The organism is Bifidobacterium mizhiense, from assembly GCF_020884755.1.
Classification (GTDB): domain Bacteria; phylum Actinomycetota; class Actinomycetes; order Actinomycetales; family Bifidobacteriaceae; genus Bombiscardovia; species Bombiscardovia mizhiensis.
In genome coordinates this window covers 189,085-206,936 of sequence record NZ_BPWE01000001.1, presented here as the reverse complement: position 1 = coordinate 206,936, position 17,852 = coordinate 189,085, and the positions used below count along the sequence as shown (strand labels likewise).

Here is a 17,852-nt window from a genome sequence, read left to right as displayed (position 1 = left end):
ATGCTGATTCTTGACGAGCCCACCTTCGGCCAGGACAGGAACACCTGGGTCAGCATGGCCCAGCTGATTGCAGACCTGCGCGACCAGGGAGCCTGCATCATCCTGGTCACCCACGACAGGGAGCTGGTTCGGGCCCTGAATGCCCGTCTGGTGGAGATGACACCCCCAGGAGCCCGGAAGGCCGTCTGGCCCGTATCAAGGTCAGATTTGCAGGCTCGTCAGAAGACCGTTGCGGTCAGACTGACCGTCACGCCCATGGATCAGCGGGACGAGCCGGTCAAGCCAGCCAGCCGATCGCCATACGTAGCCTCCATCAATCCAGCCTTCCGTCTGATCGGGGCCTTCCTGGCGGCTCTGCCTCTGCTGATCAGCCTGGACCCGATTTCGGCCACGACGGCCCTGATCCTGGAGTTCCTGCTGCTGGGCGCGGCAGGCTTCACGCCCCTGCGCGTGGTCAGGTCCACCTGGCCTATCTTCCTGGGGGCGCCAGGCTCGGCCCTGGCAATCATCCTCTATGGCAAGAGCGGCGGCGCCACCTTCTGGCAGTGGGGGATGATCCACGTCACCCAGCGGTCGCTGGACCTGGCTCTGGCTACTGCGCTGCGAATCCTGGCCATCGGGATCCCCGCCATCATCACCGTGCTGGGAATAGACGCCACCGACCTGGCCGATGCCTTCAGCCAGGTGCTCCACCTGCCTGATCGCTTCGTCTACGGCGGGTTGGCCGGCATGCGGCTTTTCACTGTTCTCAAGGACGACTGGTCGGCCCTGACCGCCTCGCGCCGCAGTCGTGGCCTGGGTGATGAGAACCGCTTCAAGGCCTTTATGCCCCAGGCCTTCGCCCTGTTGGTCCTGTCCATCAGGCGTTCGACGACCTTGGCCACGGCCATGGAGGCCCGCGGTTTCGGCGGCAGCACTCCGCGCACCCATGCCAGGGTTTCCCATGTCAGAACTCGTGATGTCGGTTTCCTGCTTATCTGCCTGGCTGTGCCCGCAATCTCCCTGACCATGGCTGCGCTGACCGGCTCCATCGCCTTCTTCGGCAACTGATCGTCAGGGTCTTTCGCAGGCTTCAGATATAGAGGAACCCTGGCCCTTTCCACCTCCCGCAGAGAGGGGAAAGGGCCAGGGTTTGCCTGTGGTTGGAAGCGCTGGTCTTTTACCTGGCCAGAGTGGTGTTGATGTTGCGCACCTCGTCGAAGCGCTTGGAGGCATCCTCCCAGTTGACGATGTGCCACCAGGCCTTGACGTAGCTGGCCCGGTCGTTCAGGTACTCCAGGTAGTAGGCGTGCTCCCAGAGGTCCAGCAGGACCAGCGGGAAGATGGTGACGGGCAGGTTGCCCTGGTGGTCGTACATCTGCAGGGTGACCAGGCGCTCGCCCAGGGTATCCCAGGCCAGAACGGCCCAGCCGGAGCCTTGGATGCCTGCGCACATGGACTCGAAGTAGGTCTGGAAGCCCTGGAAGGACCCGAACTGGTCCTCGATGGCGGCCTTAAGTTCGCCAGTAGGCTCCTGGCCGTCGGCCGGGGCCATGTTCTTCCAGAAGATGGAGTGGTTCTTGTGCCCGGCCAGGTTGAAGGCCAGGTTCTTCTCCAGCAGGTTGGACTGAGCCACGTTGCCGGACTCAGCCGCGTCGTGGATCTGCTCCAGGGCCTTGTTGGCCCCGTTCACATAAGCCTGATGGTGCTTGTCATGGTGCAGCTCCATGATCTTGCCGGACACGTACGGCTCCAGTGCCGAGTAGTCGTAGGGCAGATCGGGAAGTGTGTATACGGGCATATCGTCTCCTCACAATGATTCTGGCCAAGCCAGATGTGCCATGGTCGGTCTGCGCCATACCAGCGATGGACGTGGTCGACCCGACCGGTTCTTTTACACTAGCCTTTTGTTCGCCGAGCACAAGGGGCGCAGACCTTTCTTTCAGTGAAATTTCCCACAGATGTGGGCTCATGAAGGTCCGTCAGCCGTGCTCTCGACTGCCGGGGTTAGAGTTGTGCCCATGCCCTTTGATGAATCCCTTCTTGACAATCCCCGTGCGCAACGAATTCGTCGCTTGGCTGAACTGCAGGATCGGCGGGCTCGGCAGCGTCATGGCCGCTTCCTGATAGAGGGGCCGCAGAGCGTGCGCGAGGCGGTCCGCTGGCGACCCGACCTGCTGACCGACCTTTATATTCAGGCGGATGAATCCTCTCCTGCAGCCCAGGGCGGTCAACCGCAACCGGTCAATGAGACCGTGGGTGCCATCATGGAGCAGGCCCGGGAGTTGCCTGACTGCTACGGACACTTCGTCTCGGCCCGGGTCATGCGTACCATCAGCGGCAATGCCCAGGGAATCCTGGCTCAAGCGCGCACTGATGGATTCTTGGCTCAACCGACGGATCTTGAGGATCCCCAGCACCTGACGGGGGAGGGGAACGACCTGGTGGCAGCCTTCTGGCAGATTCGTGATCCAGGTAATGCCGGAACCGTCATTCGCACCGCCGATGCCGCCGGTTGCCGGGCGGTCATCCTGGTGGACCAGTGCGTGGAACCCACCAATCCCAAGGTCATTCGTTCTACGGCCGGATCGGCCTTTCATATACCCCTGATGAGCATGAGCACCGAAGACTTCCTGGGCCTGTGCAGACGGCAGGGCCGGTCCATGGTGGCTGCGGATGTCTATGGCACGCCGGACAAACCCGTCCGTTCCCTGACTGATTTGATGGCGAGCGGTGCCCTGGCCAAGCCAGACTCGTCGGGTCAACCCATGGCCCTGCTTTTCGGCAATGAGGCACGTGGACTGCCCAATGAGTTGCTGCAGTCCATGGATCAGATCGTTCGCATACCCATATACGGGCGGGCTGAATCACTCAATCTGGCCACCTCGGCGGCGGTGCTGCTCTACGCCATGGCCATGTCGAGTCGTATTGAAAGAATGTGAAGGCGTCAACGACCGGGATTTCCGCTGATTTGCGGCCCGGACACGGCATTGGCAACAGTGGAAAGGTCCATGGTGGCACAGGAAGAATTCGACCCCGCGGCGATGACCGACGAGGTCAACGAGGGCATCGGCAGGATTCGCGAAGCCTCCGATCTGGAAGAACTCAAGGCGATCAAGGCCAAGTATGCAGGGACAGGTTCAGCCCTGGCCGGATCCGGCCGGATCATCGGAAGGCTGCCAGCGGATCAGAAGAAGACCGCCGGCCGTTTAGCGGGCAAGCTCAAGGCTGACTTCGGCCGCGCCTACGGGCTCAAGGAGCGGCAGTTGCGCCAGGAGGAGGAGTCCCGCCGTCTTGCTGCCGAGCAGGTGGATATGACCCTGCCTGTCAACCGCCGTCCCCAGGGTGCTCGGCATCCGCTGTCCAAGCTCATGGAAGATGTGGAGGATTTCTTCGTCTCCATGGGTTGGAGCATCGCCCAGGGCCCCGAGCTGGAAGCCGAGTGGTACAACTTCGATGCGCTCAACTTCGGCCCTGACCATCCTGCCCGTCAGATGCAGGACACCTTCTACGTCAAGGGCAGCCAGGCCAGGGACGCCGCCGGTTTCGTCGGTTCCAACATGGTCATGCGCACCCATACCTCGCCCGACCAGGCCCGTTCCCTGATAACCCGTGGCGTACCGCTCTACGTGGCCTGCACGGGCAGGGTCTTCCGCACCGATGAACTGGATGCCACCCACACCCCGGTCTTCCACCAGTGCGAGGCCATCGCCGTCGATGAACATCTGACCATGGCCGACCTCAAGGGCACCCTGGACAAGCTCGCTGTGGCCATGTTCGGTCCCGAGGCCCGGACCAGACTGCGGCCCTCGTACTTCCCCTTCACCGAGCCCAGCGCCGAGATGGATCTCTGGTTCCCCGACAAGAAGGGCGGCCCCGGATGGATCGAATGGGGAGGCTGCGGCATGGTCAACCCCAACGTTCTGAGGTCGGCCGGCGTGGACCCGCAGCGCTACTCAGGCTTCGCCTTCGGTGTGGGCATGGAGCGCACCCTGCTCCTGCGCCACGACATCAACGACATGCACGACCTGGTCGAAGGCGACGTGCGGTTCAGCCAGCAGTTCGAGATGGGGGAGTGACCGTCAGATGCCAATGGTAGATATCGACTGGCTCAAGGAGCATGTGCAGGTCCCCGAGGATCTGACCTATGAACAGCTGGCCAAGGACCTGGTCCGGGTCGGTCTGGAGGAAGAGGACATCCACCAGTCCACTGTGACCGGCCCAATCGTAGTCGGCTATGTGGTGGATGCCGAGCCTGAGCCTCAGAAGAACGGCAAGACCATCAACTGGTGTCATGTTGATGTGGGCGAGCAGTACAACGCCGTGGACGACCAGGGTCGCAATGTGCCGCGTGGCATCGTCTGCGGGGCCCCCAACATGGCTGCGGGCGAGAAGGTGGTGGTGACCCTGCCAGGGGCCGTCCTGCCTGGTGACTTCCGCATCGAACCACGCAAGACCTATGGTCACATCTCGGACGGCATGTGCGCCTCCGAGCGTGAGCTGGGGCTGGGCTCGGACCATCAGGGCATCATCCTGCTACGCAACTACGGGTTCACCCCCGAGCAGTACGAGCAGCTCAAGCCCGGTGACGATGCCATGAGCCTCCTGCATATGAATACGCCCGTGCTTGAAATCAACATCACCCCTGACCGTGGCTATGCCTTCTCCTACAGGGGGGTTGCCCGCGAATACCACCACTCCACGGGCGCCGAGTACACGGATCCGGTGATTGAACTGAACAAGACGGTGCCGGCCTCGGCAGCCCAGGAGGATCAGGCACCGCTGGCCGTGCGCGTTCAGGATGAGAATCCTATTCACGGTCAGCCAGGCTGTGATCGGTACTACCTGCGTGCCTTGACCGGATGCGACCCCAAGGCGGCGACTCCCAGCTGGATGCGTCGTCGGTTGGTTCGGGCCGGCATGCGCTCCATCAGCCTGCCGGTGGACATCACCAACTACGTCATGCTGGATCTGGGCCAGCCCCTGCACGCCTACGATCTGGACAAGCTCAGCGGGCCCATCGTGGTGCGCAGGGCCAGGCAGGGCGAGCGCCTGACCACCCTTGATGGCAAGGATCGCGAGCTCAGCACCGAAGATCTGCTCATCACCGACTCGCCCCAGGGCCAAGAGGGTTCCCGCATCCTGGGACTGGCCGGCGTCATGGGCGGTCTGTACGGAGAAGTGACCGATCAGACGAAGAACATCCTGATCGAGTCCGCTCACTTCGACCAGGTGACCATCGCCCGGACCGCCCGTCGCCACAAGCTGCCCTCGGAGGCCTCCAAGCGCTTTGAGCGCGGGGTCGATCCGCAGATGCAGCCAGCCGCCGCAGCCATGGCCGCTGACCTGTTGCATCGCCTTGCCGGTGGCCAGGACCTGGATGCTCCGCAGGATATGGATCAGACCAAGCCCATGCCGGTCATCGACTTTGCCGTCAGCGAGGTGGCACGTCTGACCGGACTGGAGGTGGAGCCCCAGCGCATCGTGGCCATTCTGCGCGACATCGGCTGCATGGTCCAAGGTGATCCTCAAGACCGGCTGTCGGTGACTCCGCCAACCTGGAGGCCCGACCTGGGCGAGGGCTGTGATCTTGTCGAGGAGGTGGCCCGTCTGGTGGGTTATGACCGCATCCCCGTCACCGTGCCATCACCCAAGGTGTCCGGAGCGGTTGGTCTGACCGACCGTCAGCAGCGTCGTCGTTGGGTGGCTGACACCCTGGCCGAGTATGGACTGACCGAGGTTCTGGACTACCCGTTCGTCGGCGACAATGATTTCAAAGCCTTCGGCATGGATCCTGATGAGATCCATACCAACAGCGTGGAGCTGGCCAACCCCATGGCCGCTGACAGGCCCTACCTGCGCCAGAGCCTGCTGCTGCCGCTGGCCAACACCGTGGAGCGCAACCTGCGACGTGGCAACACGGATGTGCGTCTCTTCGAGATCGGCTATGTATTCCGTCGCGACCCCAAGGCTCCTGCGGTGCCCACCCTTCCGGGCGGTGTGCGGCCCAGCGACGAGGATCTGGCCCGCCTGGACCAGGGTCTGCCCGAGCAACGGCTGCATGTGGCGGCCTTGCTGACCGGCCGTGCCCAGGAGGACGGCTGGCTCAAGGACATTAGGGATGTGGACTGGACCGATGCAGTCGAATCGGCTCGTCGTGTCCTGGATAGGCTGGGAGCACATTATCGGCTGGAGCAGCCTTCGGCTGAGCAGGTGCCCGACCAGTGGCATCCTGGCCGTACCGCCAGGCTGGTCCTGGATGACGGCACGCTTGTCGGCATGGTGGGCGAGCTGCATCCTCGGGTTGACCAGGCCCTGGGCTTCCCTGCCCACTCCGCCGCCTTCGAGCTGAGTCTGGACATGGTGCTGGACCATTTGGACTACACCCCCCTGCAGGCCAAGCCCGTGTCGACCTTCCCGCCGGTCCGTCAGGATCTGGCCTTCACCGTGCCGGACACGGTCTCGGCAGCCGACCTGACTTCCGCCATCAGAGAAGCGGCTGGGTCTAGTCTTGAATCCATCGAGCTGTTCGACGTTTTCACTGGCGATCAGATCGGTGAGCATGCAAAATCGCTGGCCTTCGCAGTCACCTTCCGCGCCCCGGACCGTACTTTGACGTCCGAGGACAGCGAATCCCTGCGCCAGGCCATCGTTGACAAGACTGCAGGTCTGGGCGCCGTGCTACGTGCCTGACCGGGCATCAAGGGGACCGAGGGACATGACGGATTCTCAAGAACAGGGCACAGCAGGTGGACCCGACCGCCAGGATCATGATGGGGGCGACCAGCCCTTGTACGGCGCGCGCGCCGATCGTTATCCAGGATGGAATCCGTACATCTACGGTCGCCCAGACCCCGAACCCAAGGCCAAGGAATCCGATTCGTCCCAGGGCAACCCCGCCAATAGGCCCATGCCCATGGCGGGGCAGTCGGGTCCCAGTCGCGGCGGAAATCCTGGGAATCCTCAGACCCGTCCCGGTGCGCCAGGATGGCCTCCCCAGGGCATGCCCGATCTGAACGATCCCTCCCAAAATCCGGTCTACGGCCACTGGGATCCCTGCGCCATCATCGCCTTCCTTATGGCCCTCTTCCTGCCTATGCCTGTGATTCCCGCTTTGCTCGGCGGCGTTTCCATGTATCGTACCCGCCGACTGCATATGAAGGGCTATGGGTTGGCCATGGCTGCCCTGATCATCAACCTGCTCTTTACCTTGGCTTGGATCTGGCTTCTGGTCAACGGGGTCTCCCTGAACGACTTCTACCAGCAGATGGTGCCGTCGCCCTCGACGGGTGGCGGCGGCTCAGGCGGGGATGGCGTCAGCGCCTGAGATCTAAGCAGGGGGTCATTCAGATGGGCTTGGATATCAATATTGTCGTATTCGACGGGTTTGAACCCTTGGATGTCTTCGGCCCCTTTGAGGTTTTCATCAATACTGATGGTGCCCGGGTGCGGCTCTTCTCCTTGGAGGGCCCTGGAGTGAAAGTCGGGGAGGGCGGTGTCAGGGTCGAAGCTGTAGGACCCGAAGCGATCGATCCCAAGGGAGTTTTGCTGATACCTGGCGGGTCCGGCACGCGAACTCTGGTTGGAAACGACCGATGGATTGGGCAGTTGGCAAGCCTGGCCGCCCAGTCGCCGCAGGTAATGACGGTCTGCACAGGCTCGGCTCTCTTGGCTGCCGCCGGTGTGCTCGACGGTCGGCGTGCGACCTCCAATGACTTGGCCTTTGACTGGGTCGTCGGCACGGGGGAGCGCGTGGACTGGATCAAGGATGCCCGCTGGGTGGTCGATGGCAAGTTTCGTACCTCTTCGGGTATCTCGGCCGGTATTGACATGGCACTGGCCTTTGTGGAGGACACATGCGGGCCCGAGGCGGCGGACAGGGCCAGTAGGCAAATGGAATACATCCGCAACCGGGACTCCGGTTATGACCCCTTCGCATAGGTGACAGTGTCGCGCAGCTAAAACATGTGCATAGCGACACGCCGAATTGTATAAATATGCGTTTTACTGCATGAGTATGTATGATGGTGCCCGATGAAGGGAGCACTCATGCGGCAATACACGGTGGCTGTAGCGGGAGCTTCGGGGTATGCCGGCTCGGAAATGATCCGTCTATTGGCAGCGCATCCAGCCTTTCAGGTATGCACGGTCACCGGTCACGGCTCCGCTGGTCGACTGTTGGGGGAGTTCTCGCCCAACCTTCCGGAGTCGCTGGCCTCGCTGCGGATTCAGGATACGAAGCCGGAGATCTTGGCCGGCCATGATCTGGTGGTTCTGGCCCTGCCCCACGGGGCTTCGGGTCCCTTGGCCGAGCAGCTGGATCCGCAATCGCTGATGGTCGACCTGGGCGCTGATCACCGGCTGGAGGATCCGGAGGACTGGCAAGACTACTACGGCGGATCTTTCTCAAGTCCATGGACCTATGGGATGCCTGAGCTGCTCAATCCGGGTGGCAGTCGTCAGCGTCAGTTGCTTGGGCAGACCCGGCGGATCGCTGGTCCCGGCTGCAATGTCACGGCAGTCACTCTGGCCTTCCAGCCTGCCCTGGCCGCCGGACTGGTGCAGACCGATGATCTGGTGGCTGACCTTGCTGTCGGTTACTCGGGTGCCGGACGCTCAAGCGGCAGAATGGATCTGCTGGCAGCCCAGGCCATCAATTCAGCCCATCCCTACTCGGTCGGAGGCACCCACCGGCATATCCCTGAGATTCTGCAGAACCTGCGCAAGGCCGCAGCGGCGGATCCGAACCTCGGAGGTCTTGGGAAACAGCCCATCCGTTTGGGGCTGACCCCCATACTGGTCCCCATGTCAAGGGGGATTCTGGCTGTGGTCTCGGCCAAGCTGAGCGAGCGTGGACGGGGCATGGGGATGGCTGATATTCGTGCCGTCTGGGAAGAGACCTATGCCCAGGAGCAGTTCGTCGATCTGCTCCCCGAGGGCAGGCTTCCCTCCACGGCCGACGTGTACGGCTCCAACCGGGCTCAGGTCCAGGTCGCTGTGGACCAGCGCGCCGACCGCCTCTACGCATTCGCCGCCATCGACAACCTGACCCGGGGCACCGCAGGCCAGGCCCTCCAGGCCGTAAATCTGGCCCTGGGCCTGCCTGAGGAGACCGGATTGACAACCATAGGAGTGGCACCATGAGCATCACCTACCCTGCAGGCTTCCGGACCGGCACCGCCATCGCCCATCGTCCGGGAGGTTCACAGCGCCGAAACCTGGCCTTGGTCGTCAACAGCGGACCCATGGACACGGCTGTTGGGGTCTTTACCCCCAATCGTTTCCGGGCCGCTCCGGTCATCTGGACCAGCCGAATCCTTGAAGAAGGCCATGCCGGAGCCGTGGTCGTCAACTCCGGCAATGCCAACGCCTGCACGGGTCCGGAGGGCCTGAACCAGGCCAGGGCCATGGCCGAGCGGACAGGAAAGCAACTGGGCCTGCCGGCCAAGCGGGTTGCTGTCTGCTCCACCGGGATCATCGGCCATCTGCTGCATCTGGACTCCATATTGACTGGCATCGACCAGGCTGCCCAGGAGATGTCGGCCAGTCAGGAAGCCGGCGAAGAGGCCGCCAAGGCCATATTGACCACTGACACCTGCACCAAGACCGTGGCTGTGGACGGATCCGGCTGGCGGCTGGGCGGCATGGTCAAGGGTTCCGGGATGATCGCCCCGCAGTTGGCCACTATGATCTGTGTCATCACCACGGATGCCATTCTGGAGCCGGAACAGGCACGTCAAGCCCTGTCAGAGGCCTGCCGGCTCAGTTTCAACCGGATCGACGTGGACGGGTGCATGTCCACCAATGACACCGTCCTGCTGATGGCCTCCGGGGCCTCAGGAGTACGGCCTGATCCCGACCAGTTCCAGGAGAAGCTGGGTCAGGCCTGCACGGACCTGGCTCATCGGATTGTGGCCGACGGCGAAGGCTGTAGGCATCGGATCCGTATTCAGGTGGATGGTGCCGAGAGTGAGGATGCAGCCCTTGCCTGCGCCCGGGCGGTCTCCGGCTCAACACTGCTCAAGTGCGCGGTGGCCGGCGAGGATCCCAACTGGGGCCGAGTGGTGTCCTCCCTGGGCACTGTGCCGGTTGCAACGGCGGCCTATGACCCGGCCCATGTGGATGTCAGCTTCAACGGCATCAAGGTCTGCCAGGGAGGTCGTCCCGGCCAGGATCCGGAGCTGGTCGACCTGCATGTGCCCGAGGTCCATATCGACATCGACCTTGGTCAGGGTGACAGCCAGGCCACGGTATGGACCGATGATCTGACCCACGAATACGTGACCATCAATGCCGACTACCACACCTGATGGGAAGCCCGATCAGGCGCGCTGCCAAGAGCTGCAGCAATCGGAAGATGGTCATAAGGAAGGGGAAGAGGATGGCGGATGACGAGCAGGAAGCCGAAGCTGAAAAAGCCTTGGATGACGCCCGCAAGGCCCAGGTGCTCATCGAGGCCCTGCCCTGGCTGGAGGAGTTCGCCGGCCAGCGGATCGTAGTCAAATACGGTGGCCATGCCATGGTGGACGACCATCTGCGGCAGTGCTTTGCCCAGGACATGGTCTTCCTGAGGCAGGTGGGCATGCATCCGGTGGTGGTGCACGGCGGTGGCCCGCAAATCTCCAGCATGCTCCAGGCCCTGGGCATCCCCTCGGTCTTCCGCGGCGGCCTACGGGTGACCACACCGGAGACCATGAAAGTGGTTCGCATGGTGCTGACCGGACAGGTGGGCAGGGATCTGGTCGGGGCCATCAATGCCCACGGTCCCATGGCTGTAGGCCTGTCAGGTGAGGATGCTGGCCTGTTCAGTGCGGCTCGTCGTACCGGTATGGCGGATGGCAAGCCGGTTGATTTGGGCCTGGTGGGCGAGGTCGTGGGCGTGGATGCCTCGGCCGTCGAGGATCTGATCGATGCCGGGCGAATTCCCGTCGTCTCCTCTGTGGCTCCTGACGAGCAGGATCCCACCCAGGTGCTCAATGTGAATGCCGATGCGGCCGCTTCGGCTCTGGCAGTAGCTTTGGGGGCCCGGAAACTGGTCATCCTCACCGATGTGGAGGGACTGTACGCCAACTGGCCCCAGGCCGACTCCCTGGTCTCCAGCATCGGGGTAGACCGGCTGGAGGATATGTTGGAGGACATGCATGAGGGGATGCGTCCCAAGATGGAGGCCTGCCTGCAGGCCGTGCGTTCCGGGGTGGGCGAGGCCCACGTCATTGACGGACGGCGACCGCATTCCATGCTCAACGAGATATTCACCCGCAACGGCATCGGCACGGTGGTCGTGCCGGGCAAGGACATGATCATGAGGAGGAGCCATGACGAAGGCTGATGCACCTATGAGGACTCCCGAGGGGCCGCAGAGCAGTCAATGGGCAGACCGCTATGACCGCGTCCACGTGCAGGTCTTCGGTCGGCCGGGCAGGGTCATGGATCATGGTCGAGGGGCCTGGATCTGGGACCTGGACGGCAACCGGTATCTGGACATGATGGCCGGAATCGCGGTCAATGCTCTCGGTTACGCCCATCCTGCCTGGAACAAGGCACTGGCTGAGCAGGCCGGGAAGATGGCCCACATCAGCAACTTCTTCGCCTCCCAGCCTCAGATCGAGCTGGCCGAACGGCTGCTGGACCTGGCTCAGGCACCGGAGGGATCACGCGTCTTCTTCGCCAACTCGGGAACCGAGGCCAATGAGGCGGCCATCAAGCTTGCTCGGTTGCATGGCGCTCGCATGGGCGGGCATCCCGGTCGGATCCTGGCTCTGACCCATAGTTTCCACGGCCGCAGCATGGGCTCCTTGAGCCTGACATGGAAGCCGGCCATCCGTGAGCCCTTCCAGCCCCTGGTCCCGGGTATGGGCTTCCTGCCGGCAGAAGACGGCGAGGCTATAGAAGAGGCCTTCGCACAGGGGGAGACTTCGGGAGAGCCGGTGGCTGCCGTCATTCTGGAGCTTATCCAGGGAGAGGCCGGAGTGCTGCCGCTGAATCCTGACTACGTTCGGCAGGTGCGTGAGCTCTGTAGCCAGCATGGAGCCCTGATGATTCTGGACGAGGTGCAAACCGGCATGGGCAGGACCGGCCACTGGTTCGCCTTCCAGGATCAGAGCCTGTCCGGAGGAGCCTGTCCGGACGTGCTCACCTTCGCCAAGGGGGTGGCAGGCGGATTCCCCATGGGCGGGATGATCACCTTCGGACCTGGGCCGTCAGGTCTGCTGACCCCGGGCATGCACGGATCCACCTTCGGCGGCAATCCTCTGGGATCGGCTCTGGCGCTGACCACCTTGGATACCATCCAGCAGGAGGGCCTGTTGGAGCGGGCGCGGCAGATGGGCGAGAGGCTCCGCGCCGGCCTTACCGATTGCGGCAATCCCCTCTATACTCAGGTCAGAGGCAGGGGACTGCTGGATGCGGTCCAGCTGAGCGCTCCCTGTGCCGGGGATCTGGCCTCCTGGGCCCTGGATCATGGGCTGATCGTCAACGCAGTGGCCCCCGATGCCCTGCGTCTGGCCCCGCCCCTGATCATCCAGGCCGATCAGATCGACTTGGCCGTGGATATCCTGTCCAAGGCTCCGGCCAGTCTCGCGGACAAGGGCTTGCGGCAGGATGATCAGTGAGATCAGCCATCAATGACGTGCATAATCATAGCGATAGAAAGGCAGAGATGAACAAAGGTTTGCGGCACATGCTGCGTGACGACGACCTCAACCACGAGGAGCAGTTGGAGGTCCTTCGACTGGGCATGGCTTTCAGGGCAAATCCCTATTTATCTCAGCCCTATCAGGGGCCTCAGGCCGTGGCCATCATCTTCGACAAGCCCAGCACGCGCACCAGGACAAGCTTCTGCGTAGGCGTGGCCCAGCTGGGCGGCTATCCCATGGTCATCGATAGCTCTGGCTCGCAGCTGGGCCGTGGCGAGCCCGTGGCGGACACCTCCAACGTACTGACACGGATGACGTCCACCATAGTCTGGCGAACCTTTGGCCAGGATCGGGTGGAGACCATGGCTGCACATGCCACCGTGCCTGTCATCAACGCGCTGACCGATTCCTTCCATCCCTGCCAGGTTCTGGCCGACTTCCTGACCCTGGCACAGCACCGGGGCGGGGTCGACGCCCTGGCCGGCATGACCATCGCCTACCTGGGTGATGCAGCCAACAACATGGCCAACTCCTATCTGCTGGCCGGGGCAGTAGCCGGTATGAACGTGCGGATTGCCGGACCCAACGGCTTCCTGCCCGATCCAAACCTGGTGGAACAGGCGCGGACACTGGCCGCTGAAAACGGAGGATCCATTCTGATCACCATGGATCCGGTCCAGGCCGTGGAGGACGCCGACTGCGTCTTCACCGACACCTGGGTCTCCATGGGCGAGGAGGACCAGTACGCCATCCGCTCCCATCCCTTCCTGCCCTATCAGGTCAACGCCCAGCTTATGGCCCATGCCCGCCCGGATGCCCTCTTCCAGCACTGCCTGCCCGCCTATAGGGGCCGGGAGGTGACGGCTGAGGTCATCGACGGCCCCCAGTCCGTGGTCTGGGATGAGGCGGAAAACCGACTGCATGCGCAGAAGGCCCTGATGACCTGGCTGGTGGCTCGCTCCCGGGGTGACGAATCACTCCTGCAGGGGGTGTGCTGATGCGTCCGACGACCAAGGTGGCCCGGCTGGATGCCATCCGTCAGGCCCTGAACCGACATCGGGTCAACTCCCAGCAGCAGCTGTCGGCCCTGCTGGCTGAGCAAGGCATCGAGGTGACCCAGGCCACCCTGAGCCGGGACCTGGACGACCTGCATGCCACCAAGCTGCGGTATGCAGACGGCAGCATGGCCTACTGGATTCCCGCCACCACCGACCAGCAGGCCATGGAGGCCGCTGCCGCCGAGGGGCCTGAGGTCGAGGGGGAGAACAAGACCGATGCCTACCTGGCCAAGATTCTGACCGGGCTGATCACTTCGGTGGCCCGGGCCCGCAACCTGCTGGTGGTCAGAACCCCGGCCGGTGCCGCCCAGTATGCAGCTTCCGCCCTGGACCGCCAGCCCATCAATGGAATCCTGGGCACCATAGCCGGGGACGACACGATTCTGATCATCGCTGCAGACGATGAATCGGCTTCATCCCGGGCCGACTGGCTCATGACCATCGTTTCCGGCCAGGAGGATGTCAAGGCCCGATGATCGCCGGAAGCACGAACTGAATACTGACAAGTGTGAAATTACAAGGAAAGAGGATCGCCATGACCGAAAACAATCGCATCGTGCTGGCCTACTCGGGCGGCCTGGACACCTCGGTGTCCATTCCCTACCTTAAGGAGCGCACCGGCAAGGATGTGGTGGCCGTCTCCCTGGATGTGGGCCAAGGCGGCGAGCGTCTGCAGACCATCCGCCAGCGGGCCCTGGACTGCGGAGCCGTTGAGTCCGTCGTGGTGGATGCCCGGGACGAGTTTGCCAGGGATTACTGCATGCTGGCGCTCAAGGCCAATGCCATGTATGAGGGGGTCTACCCGCTGGTATCGGCAATCTCGAGGCCGCTGATCACCAAGCATCTGGTCCAGGCTGCTCACCAGTACGGTGCTGACACCATAGCCCACGGCTGCACCGGCAAGGGCAACGACCAGGTCCGTTTCGAGGTCTCCATCATGTCCATCGACCCCTCGCTGAAGGCCATCAGCCCCATCCGTGACCTGGGACTGATGAGGGACGTGGAGATCGCCTACGCCAAGGAGCACCACCTGCCCATCGAGCAGACCGAGGAGAGCCCCTATTCCATCGATCAGAATGTCTGGGGACGGGCCATCGAGACCGGCTACCTGGAGGATCCTTGGAACGGGCCCACCAAGGACGTCTACTCCTACACCGACGACCCGGCCTTCCCACCTGTTGAGGACGAGGTGACCATCGACTTCGAGCAGGGCATCCCCGTGCGCATCGACGGCAGGGCTGTCACGCCTCTGGAGGCCATCGAGGAGATGAACCGCCGGGCTGGAGCCCAGGGGATCGGACGTGTGGATCTGATCGAGGACAGGCTGGTGGGTATCAAGTCCCGCGAGCTCTATGAAGCACCCGGGGCCATTGCCCTGATCACCGCCCACCAGGAGCTGGAGAACTGCTGCTTGGAGCGCGAACAGCACCGGATCAAGCGCGACATCGACAAGCGCTGGGGCGAGCTGGTCTACGACGCCCAGTGGTACTCGCCGGCCGTCCGCTCCCTGAACGCCTTCATCGAGGAGACCCAGCGCTATGTCTCCGGCCGCATCCGCATGGTCATGCACGGGGGGCGGGCCGTGGTCACCGGTCGGCACTCCGACAGCTCCCTCTACGACTACAGCCTGGCCACCTACGAGTCCGGCGACAGCTTCGACCAGAACGCCTCCAACGGGTTCATCGCCATCTACGGCCTGGCCGACAAGGTGGCTGCCGCCCGTGATATGCGCTTCGGCAACGGCATCGCGCAGGACGGACAAGAGCAGTGAGCACCGGCGACAAACTCATGGCCCTCTGGGGCGGGCGCTTCAGCGGTGGTCCCTCGCCGGCGCTGGTCGAGCTCAGCCGGTCCACACAGTTTGATTGGCGACTGGCCGATGACGACCTTGCCGGTTCTCGGGCCCACGCTCGGGCTCTCAACCGTGCTGGGTTGCTGGACGATGGCGAGCTGGCACGTATGGAACAGGCCCTGGATGAGCTTCAGGATCAGGTGGACTCCGGCGCCTTCGCCCCTGAACCCGGCGATGAAGATGAGGCCACGGCCCTGGAGCGCGGCCTGATCGACATTGCGGGGGACCAGCTGGGCGGCAAGCTGCGGGCCGGGCGGTCGCGCAACGATCAGATCGCCACCTTGATTCGGATCTGGCTGCGTCGTCACGCCCGCGTACTGGCCAAGGATCTGCTGCGCACGGCCCAGGCTCTGATGGATCAGGCCCGTGCGGCGGGGACCACGGTCATGCCTGGCCGCACCCACATGCAGCACGCCCAGCCTGTTCTGCTGGCCCACCAGCTCATGGCCCATGTCTGGCCCCTGGTCCGTGACCTGGAGCGCCTGAGGGACTGGGACCAACGTGCCGATGCCAGTCCATACGGGTCGGGCGCGCTCGCTGGCACCACCCTGGGGCTGGACCCCCTGCCAGTGGCCCGGGATCTGGGCTTTAGCCGGGTCTGCGCCAACTCCATCGACGGGACTGCTGCCAGGGATGTGGTGGCCGAATTCGCCTTCGTTGCCGCCATGATCGGCGTGGACCTATCCAGGCTGGCCGAGGAGATCATCATCTGGAACACCCAGGAGTTCGCCTTCGTTCGCCTGGACGACGGCTATTCCACCGGATCCTCCATCATGCCTCAGAAGAAGAATCCGGACGTGGCCGAGCTGGCTCGCGGCAAGGCCGGTCGACTGGTCGGGGATCTGGCTGGTCTGCTGACCACCCTCAAGGGGCTGCCGACAGCCTATGCGCGCGACCTGCAGGAGGACAAGGAGGCGGTCTTCGACCAGGTGGACACCCTGGAGGTCCTGTTGCCCGCCTTTGCCGGCATGGTCGCCACCTTGACCTTCAACAAGGATCGGCTGGAGGAGCAGGCTCCCACAGGATTCGCCCTGGCTACCGACCTGGCTGAGTGGCTGGTCAGGCAAGGAGTGCCCTTCCGGCATGCCCACGAGCTCTCCGGAGCCTGCGTCAAGCTGGCCGAGGGTCGTGGCTGCGAGCTGGCTGACCTGGACGATGCCGATTTCATCAAGGTCTTCGCTGACTGGGTGCCTGCTGATCAAGCTCCAAAGGTCCGTTCGGTTCTGACCGCTGGGGGAGCCGTGCGCGCTCGCCGGGGCCAGGGTGGCACCGCACCGGAGAGGGTCAAGGAGCAGATGGACCAGGCTGCAGATGCGCTGAAGGATCTGAAGGCTTTCGCCAACTCGCAGTCTGATGGGCCTGCCTACCGTCCGCCCAGGTGAACTTTCCGGTTTCCGTCAGGCCGGTGGCCGCGTTAGAATGCCCAACGGCAATCCCCAAGAGGGAGGGCAAAGAGCGAAAGGCGGCGGCGAACATGAATCCGGTGGCACTGGTCCAGGCCTGGTGGGCCAAGCAGCACATCACTCTGGCCAAGGAGCCACCCGGCTCACGCCAAGGGCTGTGCTCGCCACCGGAACAAGGCCGCGACCTGGAGCCGCTGACCATGCTGGTGGTGGGCGACTCCATGGCGGTCGGCTGCGGGGTGAAGGACCAGAGCCAGGGCTTCGTCCCTGACATAGCCGCCTGCCTTGCCACCCGGCTGGGGCGTCCGGTACCCTGGTCGACCCAGGGTCGGTTGGGGGCCACCATCCGCAGGGTGCGTTACCGGTTCCTGCCCGCTCTGCAGGACCATCCTGATCTGCTGGTTCTGTGTGCAGGATCAAACGACATCATGGCCAACCGCACCGATGAGCAGTGGCGGGATGACCTGGCAGCCAGCATCGATCTGGCTAAAGACAAGGGCCGCCAGGTGCTGGTCCTCAGCTCCGGTCAGCTCTATCGGGATCCTGCCCTGGGTCGGGCGCTCAGGGCCGAGGTGGAGCGTAGGATAGCCCGCCAGACGCAGACCAGCCGTCGGGTCTGCCAAGAGGCCTCGGTGCCTTTCGTGGATGCCACCCGCGACGACGTTGGCACTGACCGACCCGATTTCTGGGGCATCGATCACTTCCATCCGGGGGTTGAAGGATATCGGCGCATGGCCGCCTGCGTGGTCGACCACATTCCCCAAGACTTGATCGATCAGTTGTCTGTGTCTGTGCATTCCTGACTTGAATGCAGCGATTACGCTGAAAGGTTCCTTCTGGTCGCCCTGCCATAGGTCAATAGTCGGCGGTCAAGAGTCAATCGACAGCGGCTGATCCGCAATGAATAATCAACCCAGCTTCATTC

The 17,852-nt window shown here is 63.4% G+C and carries 16 protein-coding genes; 15 read left to right on the top strand and 1 reads right to left on the bottom strand.

Features of this window, described 5'->3' with window-relative positions; all coding sequences use genetic code 11:
• The gene (locus tag LPC22_RS08415) at positions 1–1,050 is read left to right on the top strand and encodes a CbiQ family ECF transporter T component (protein ID WP_373312875.1); all 1,050 of its coding nucleotides are present in this window, start codon (positions 1–3) and stop codon (positions 1,048–1,050) included.
• A 109-nt stretch (positions 1,051–1,159) separates the two neighbouring features.
• On the opposite strand, the gene LPC22_RS00850 is transcribed toward LPC22_RS08415, so the two are convergent.
• Positions 1,160–1,780: a superoxide dismutase gene (locus tag LPC22_RS00850; protein WP_024626528.1), complete on the bottom strand. Its 621-nt coding sequence runs from the start codon at positions 1,778–1,780 to the stop codon at positions 1,160–1,162.
• A 220-nt stretch (positions 1,781–2,000) separates the two neighbouring features.
• On the opposite strand from LPC22_RS00850, the gene LPC22_RS00845 reads away from it, so the two are divergent.
• The 14 genes from LPC22_RS00845 to LPC22_RS00780 all read left to right on the top strand — a co-directional run bounded on the left by LPC22_RS00845 (position 2,001) and on the right by LPC22_RS00780 (position 17,730).
• Positions 2,001–2,921: a TrmH family RNA methyltransferase gene (locus LPC22_RS00845; protein ID WP_229131680.1), complete on the top strand. Its 921-nt coding sequence runs from the start codon at positions 2,001–2,003 to the stop codon at positions 2,919–2,921.
• A gap of 69 nt (positions 2,922–2,990) precedes the next feature.
• Positions 2,991–4,058, top strand: coding sequence for a phenylalanine--tRNA ligase subunit alpha (gene pheS / locus LPC22_RS00840; RefSeq protein ID WP_045935521.1), 1,068 nt, complete (start codon positions 2,991–2,993; stop codon positions 4,056–4,058).
• 7 nt (positions 4,059–4,065) lie between these two features.
• The gene (pheT, locus tag LPC22_RS00835) at positions 4,066–6,672 is read left to right on the top strand and encodes a phenylalanine--tRNA ligase subunit beta (protein ID WP_229131679.1); all 2,607 of its coding nucleotides are present in this window, start codon (positions 4,066–4,068) and stop codon (positions 6,670–6,672) included.
• A gap of 25 nt (positions 6,673–6,697) precedes the next feature.
• Positions 6,698–7,306 carry a DUF4190 domain-containing protein gene (locus LPC22_RS00830; protein WP_229131678.1) on the top strand — a complete coding sequence of 203 codons (609 nt, stop codon included), beginning with the start codon at positions 6,698–6,700 and terminating at the stop codon, positions 7,304–7,306.
• A gap of 23 nt (positions 7,307–7,329) precedes the next feature.
• Positions 7,330–7,920 carry a DJ-1/PfpI family protein gene (locus LPC22_RS00825; protein WP_229131677.1) on the top strand — a complete coding sequence of 197 codons (591 nt, stop codon included), beginning with the start codon at positions 7,330–7,332 and terminating at the stop codon, positions 7,918–7,920.
• Positions 7,921–8,028: 108 nt separating this feature from the next.
• Positions 8,029–9,123: an N-acetyl-gamma-glutamyl-phosphate reductase gene (argC, locus tag LPC22_RS00820; protein WP_229131676.1), complete on the top strand. Its 1,095-nt coding sequence runs from the start codon at positions 8,029–8,031 to the stop codon at positions 9,121–9,123.
• Positions 9,120–10,289, top strand: a complete 1,170-nt coding sequence (argJ, locus tag LPC22_RS00815) for a bifunctional glutamate N-acetyltransferase/amino-acid acetyltransferase ArgJ (protein WP_229131675.1) — start codon at positions 9,120–9,122, stop codon at positions 10,287–10,289. The genes argC and argJ overlap by 4 nt, the downstream gene beginning before the upstream one ends.
• A gap of 71 nt (positions 10,290–10,360) precedes the next feature.
• Complete coding sequence (gene argB, locus LPC22_RS00810) at positions 10,361–11,308, top strand: acetylglutamate kinase (RefSeq protein WP_121914250.1); 948 nt, start codon at positions 10,361–10,363, stop codon at positions 11,306–11,308.
• A complete protein-coding gene (locus LPC22_RS00805) occupies positions 11,295–12,590 on the top strand; it encodes an acetylornithine transaminase (RefSeq protein WP_229131674.1) in 1,296 nt (431 codons plus the stop codon). The genes argB and LPC22_RS00805 overlap by 14 nt, the downstream gene beginning before the upstream one ends.
• 47 nt (positions 12,591–12,637) lie before the next feature.
• Positions 12,638–13,612, top strand: a complete 975-nt coding sequence (gene argF, locus LPC22_RS00800; protein ID WP_229131673.1) for an ornithine carbamoyltransferase — start codon at positions 12,638–12,640, stop codon at positions 13,610–13,612.
• The gene (locus tag LPC22_RS00795) at positions 13,612–14,148 is read left to right on the top strand and encodes an arginine repressor (RefSeq protein WP_229131672.1); all 537 of its coding nucleotides are present in this window, start codon (positions 13,612–13,614) and stop codon (positions 14,146–14,148) included. Before argF ends, LPC22_RS00795 begins: the two co-directional genes overlap by 1 nt.
• Before the next feature lie 59 nt (positions 14,149–14,207).
• Complete coding sequence (locus LPC22_RS00790) at positions 14,208–15,443, top strand: argininosuccinate synthase (RefSeq protein ID WP_024626517.1); 1,236 nt, start codon at positions 14,208–14,210, stop codon at positions 15,441–15,443.
• Positions 15,444–15,460: 17 nt separating this feature from the next.
• A complete protein-coding gene (argH, locus tag LPC22_RS00785) occupies positions 15,461–16,906 on the top strand; it encodes an argininosuccinate lyase (protein WP_229132257.1) in 1,446 nt (481 codons plus the stop codon).
• A gap of 92 nt (positions 16,907–16,998) precedes the next feature.
• Complete coding sequence (locus LPC22_RS00780; RefSeq protein WP_229131671.1) at positions 16,999–17,730, top strand: SGNH/GDSL hydrolase family protein; 732 nt, start codon at positions 16,999–17,001, stop codon at positions 17,728–17,730.
• Positions 17,731–17,852 lie beyond the last annotated feature (122 nt).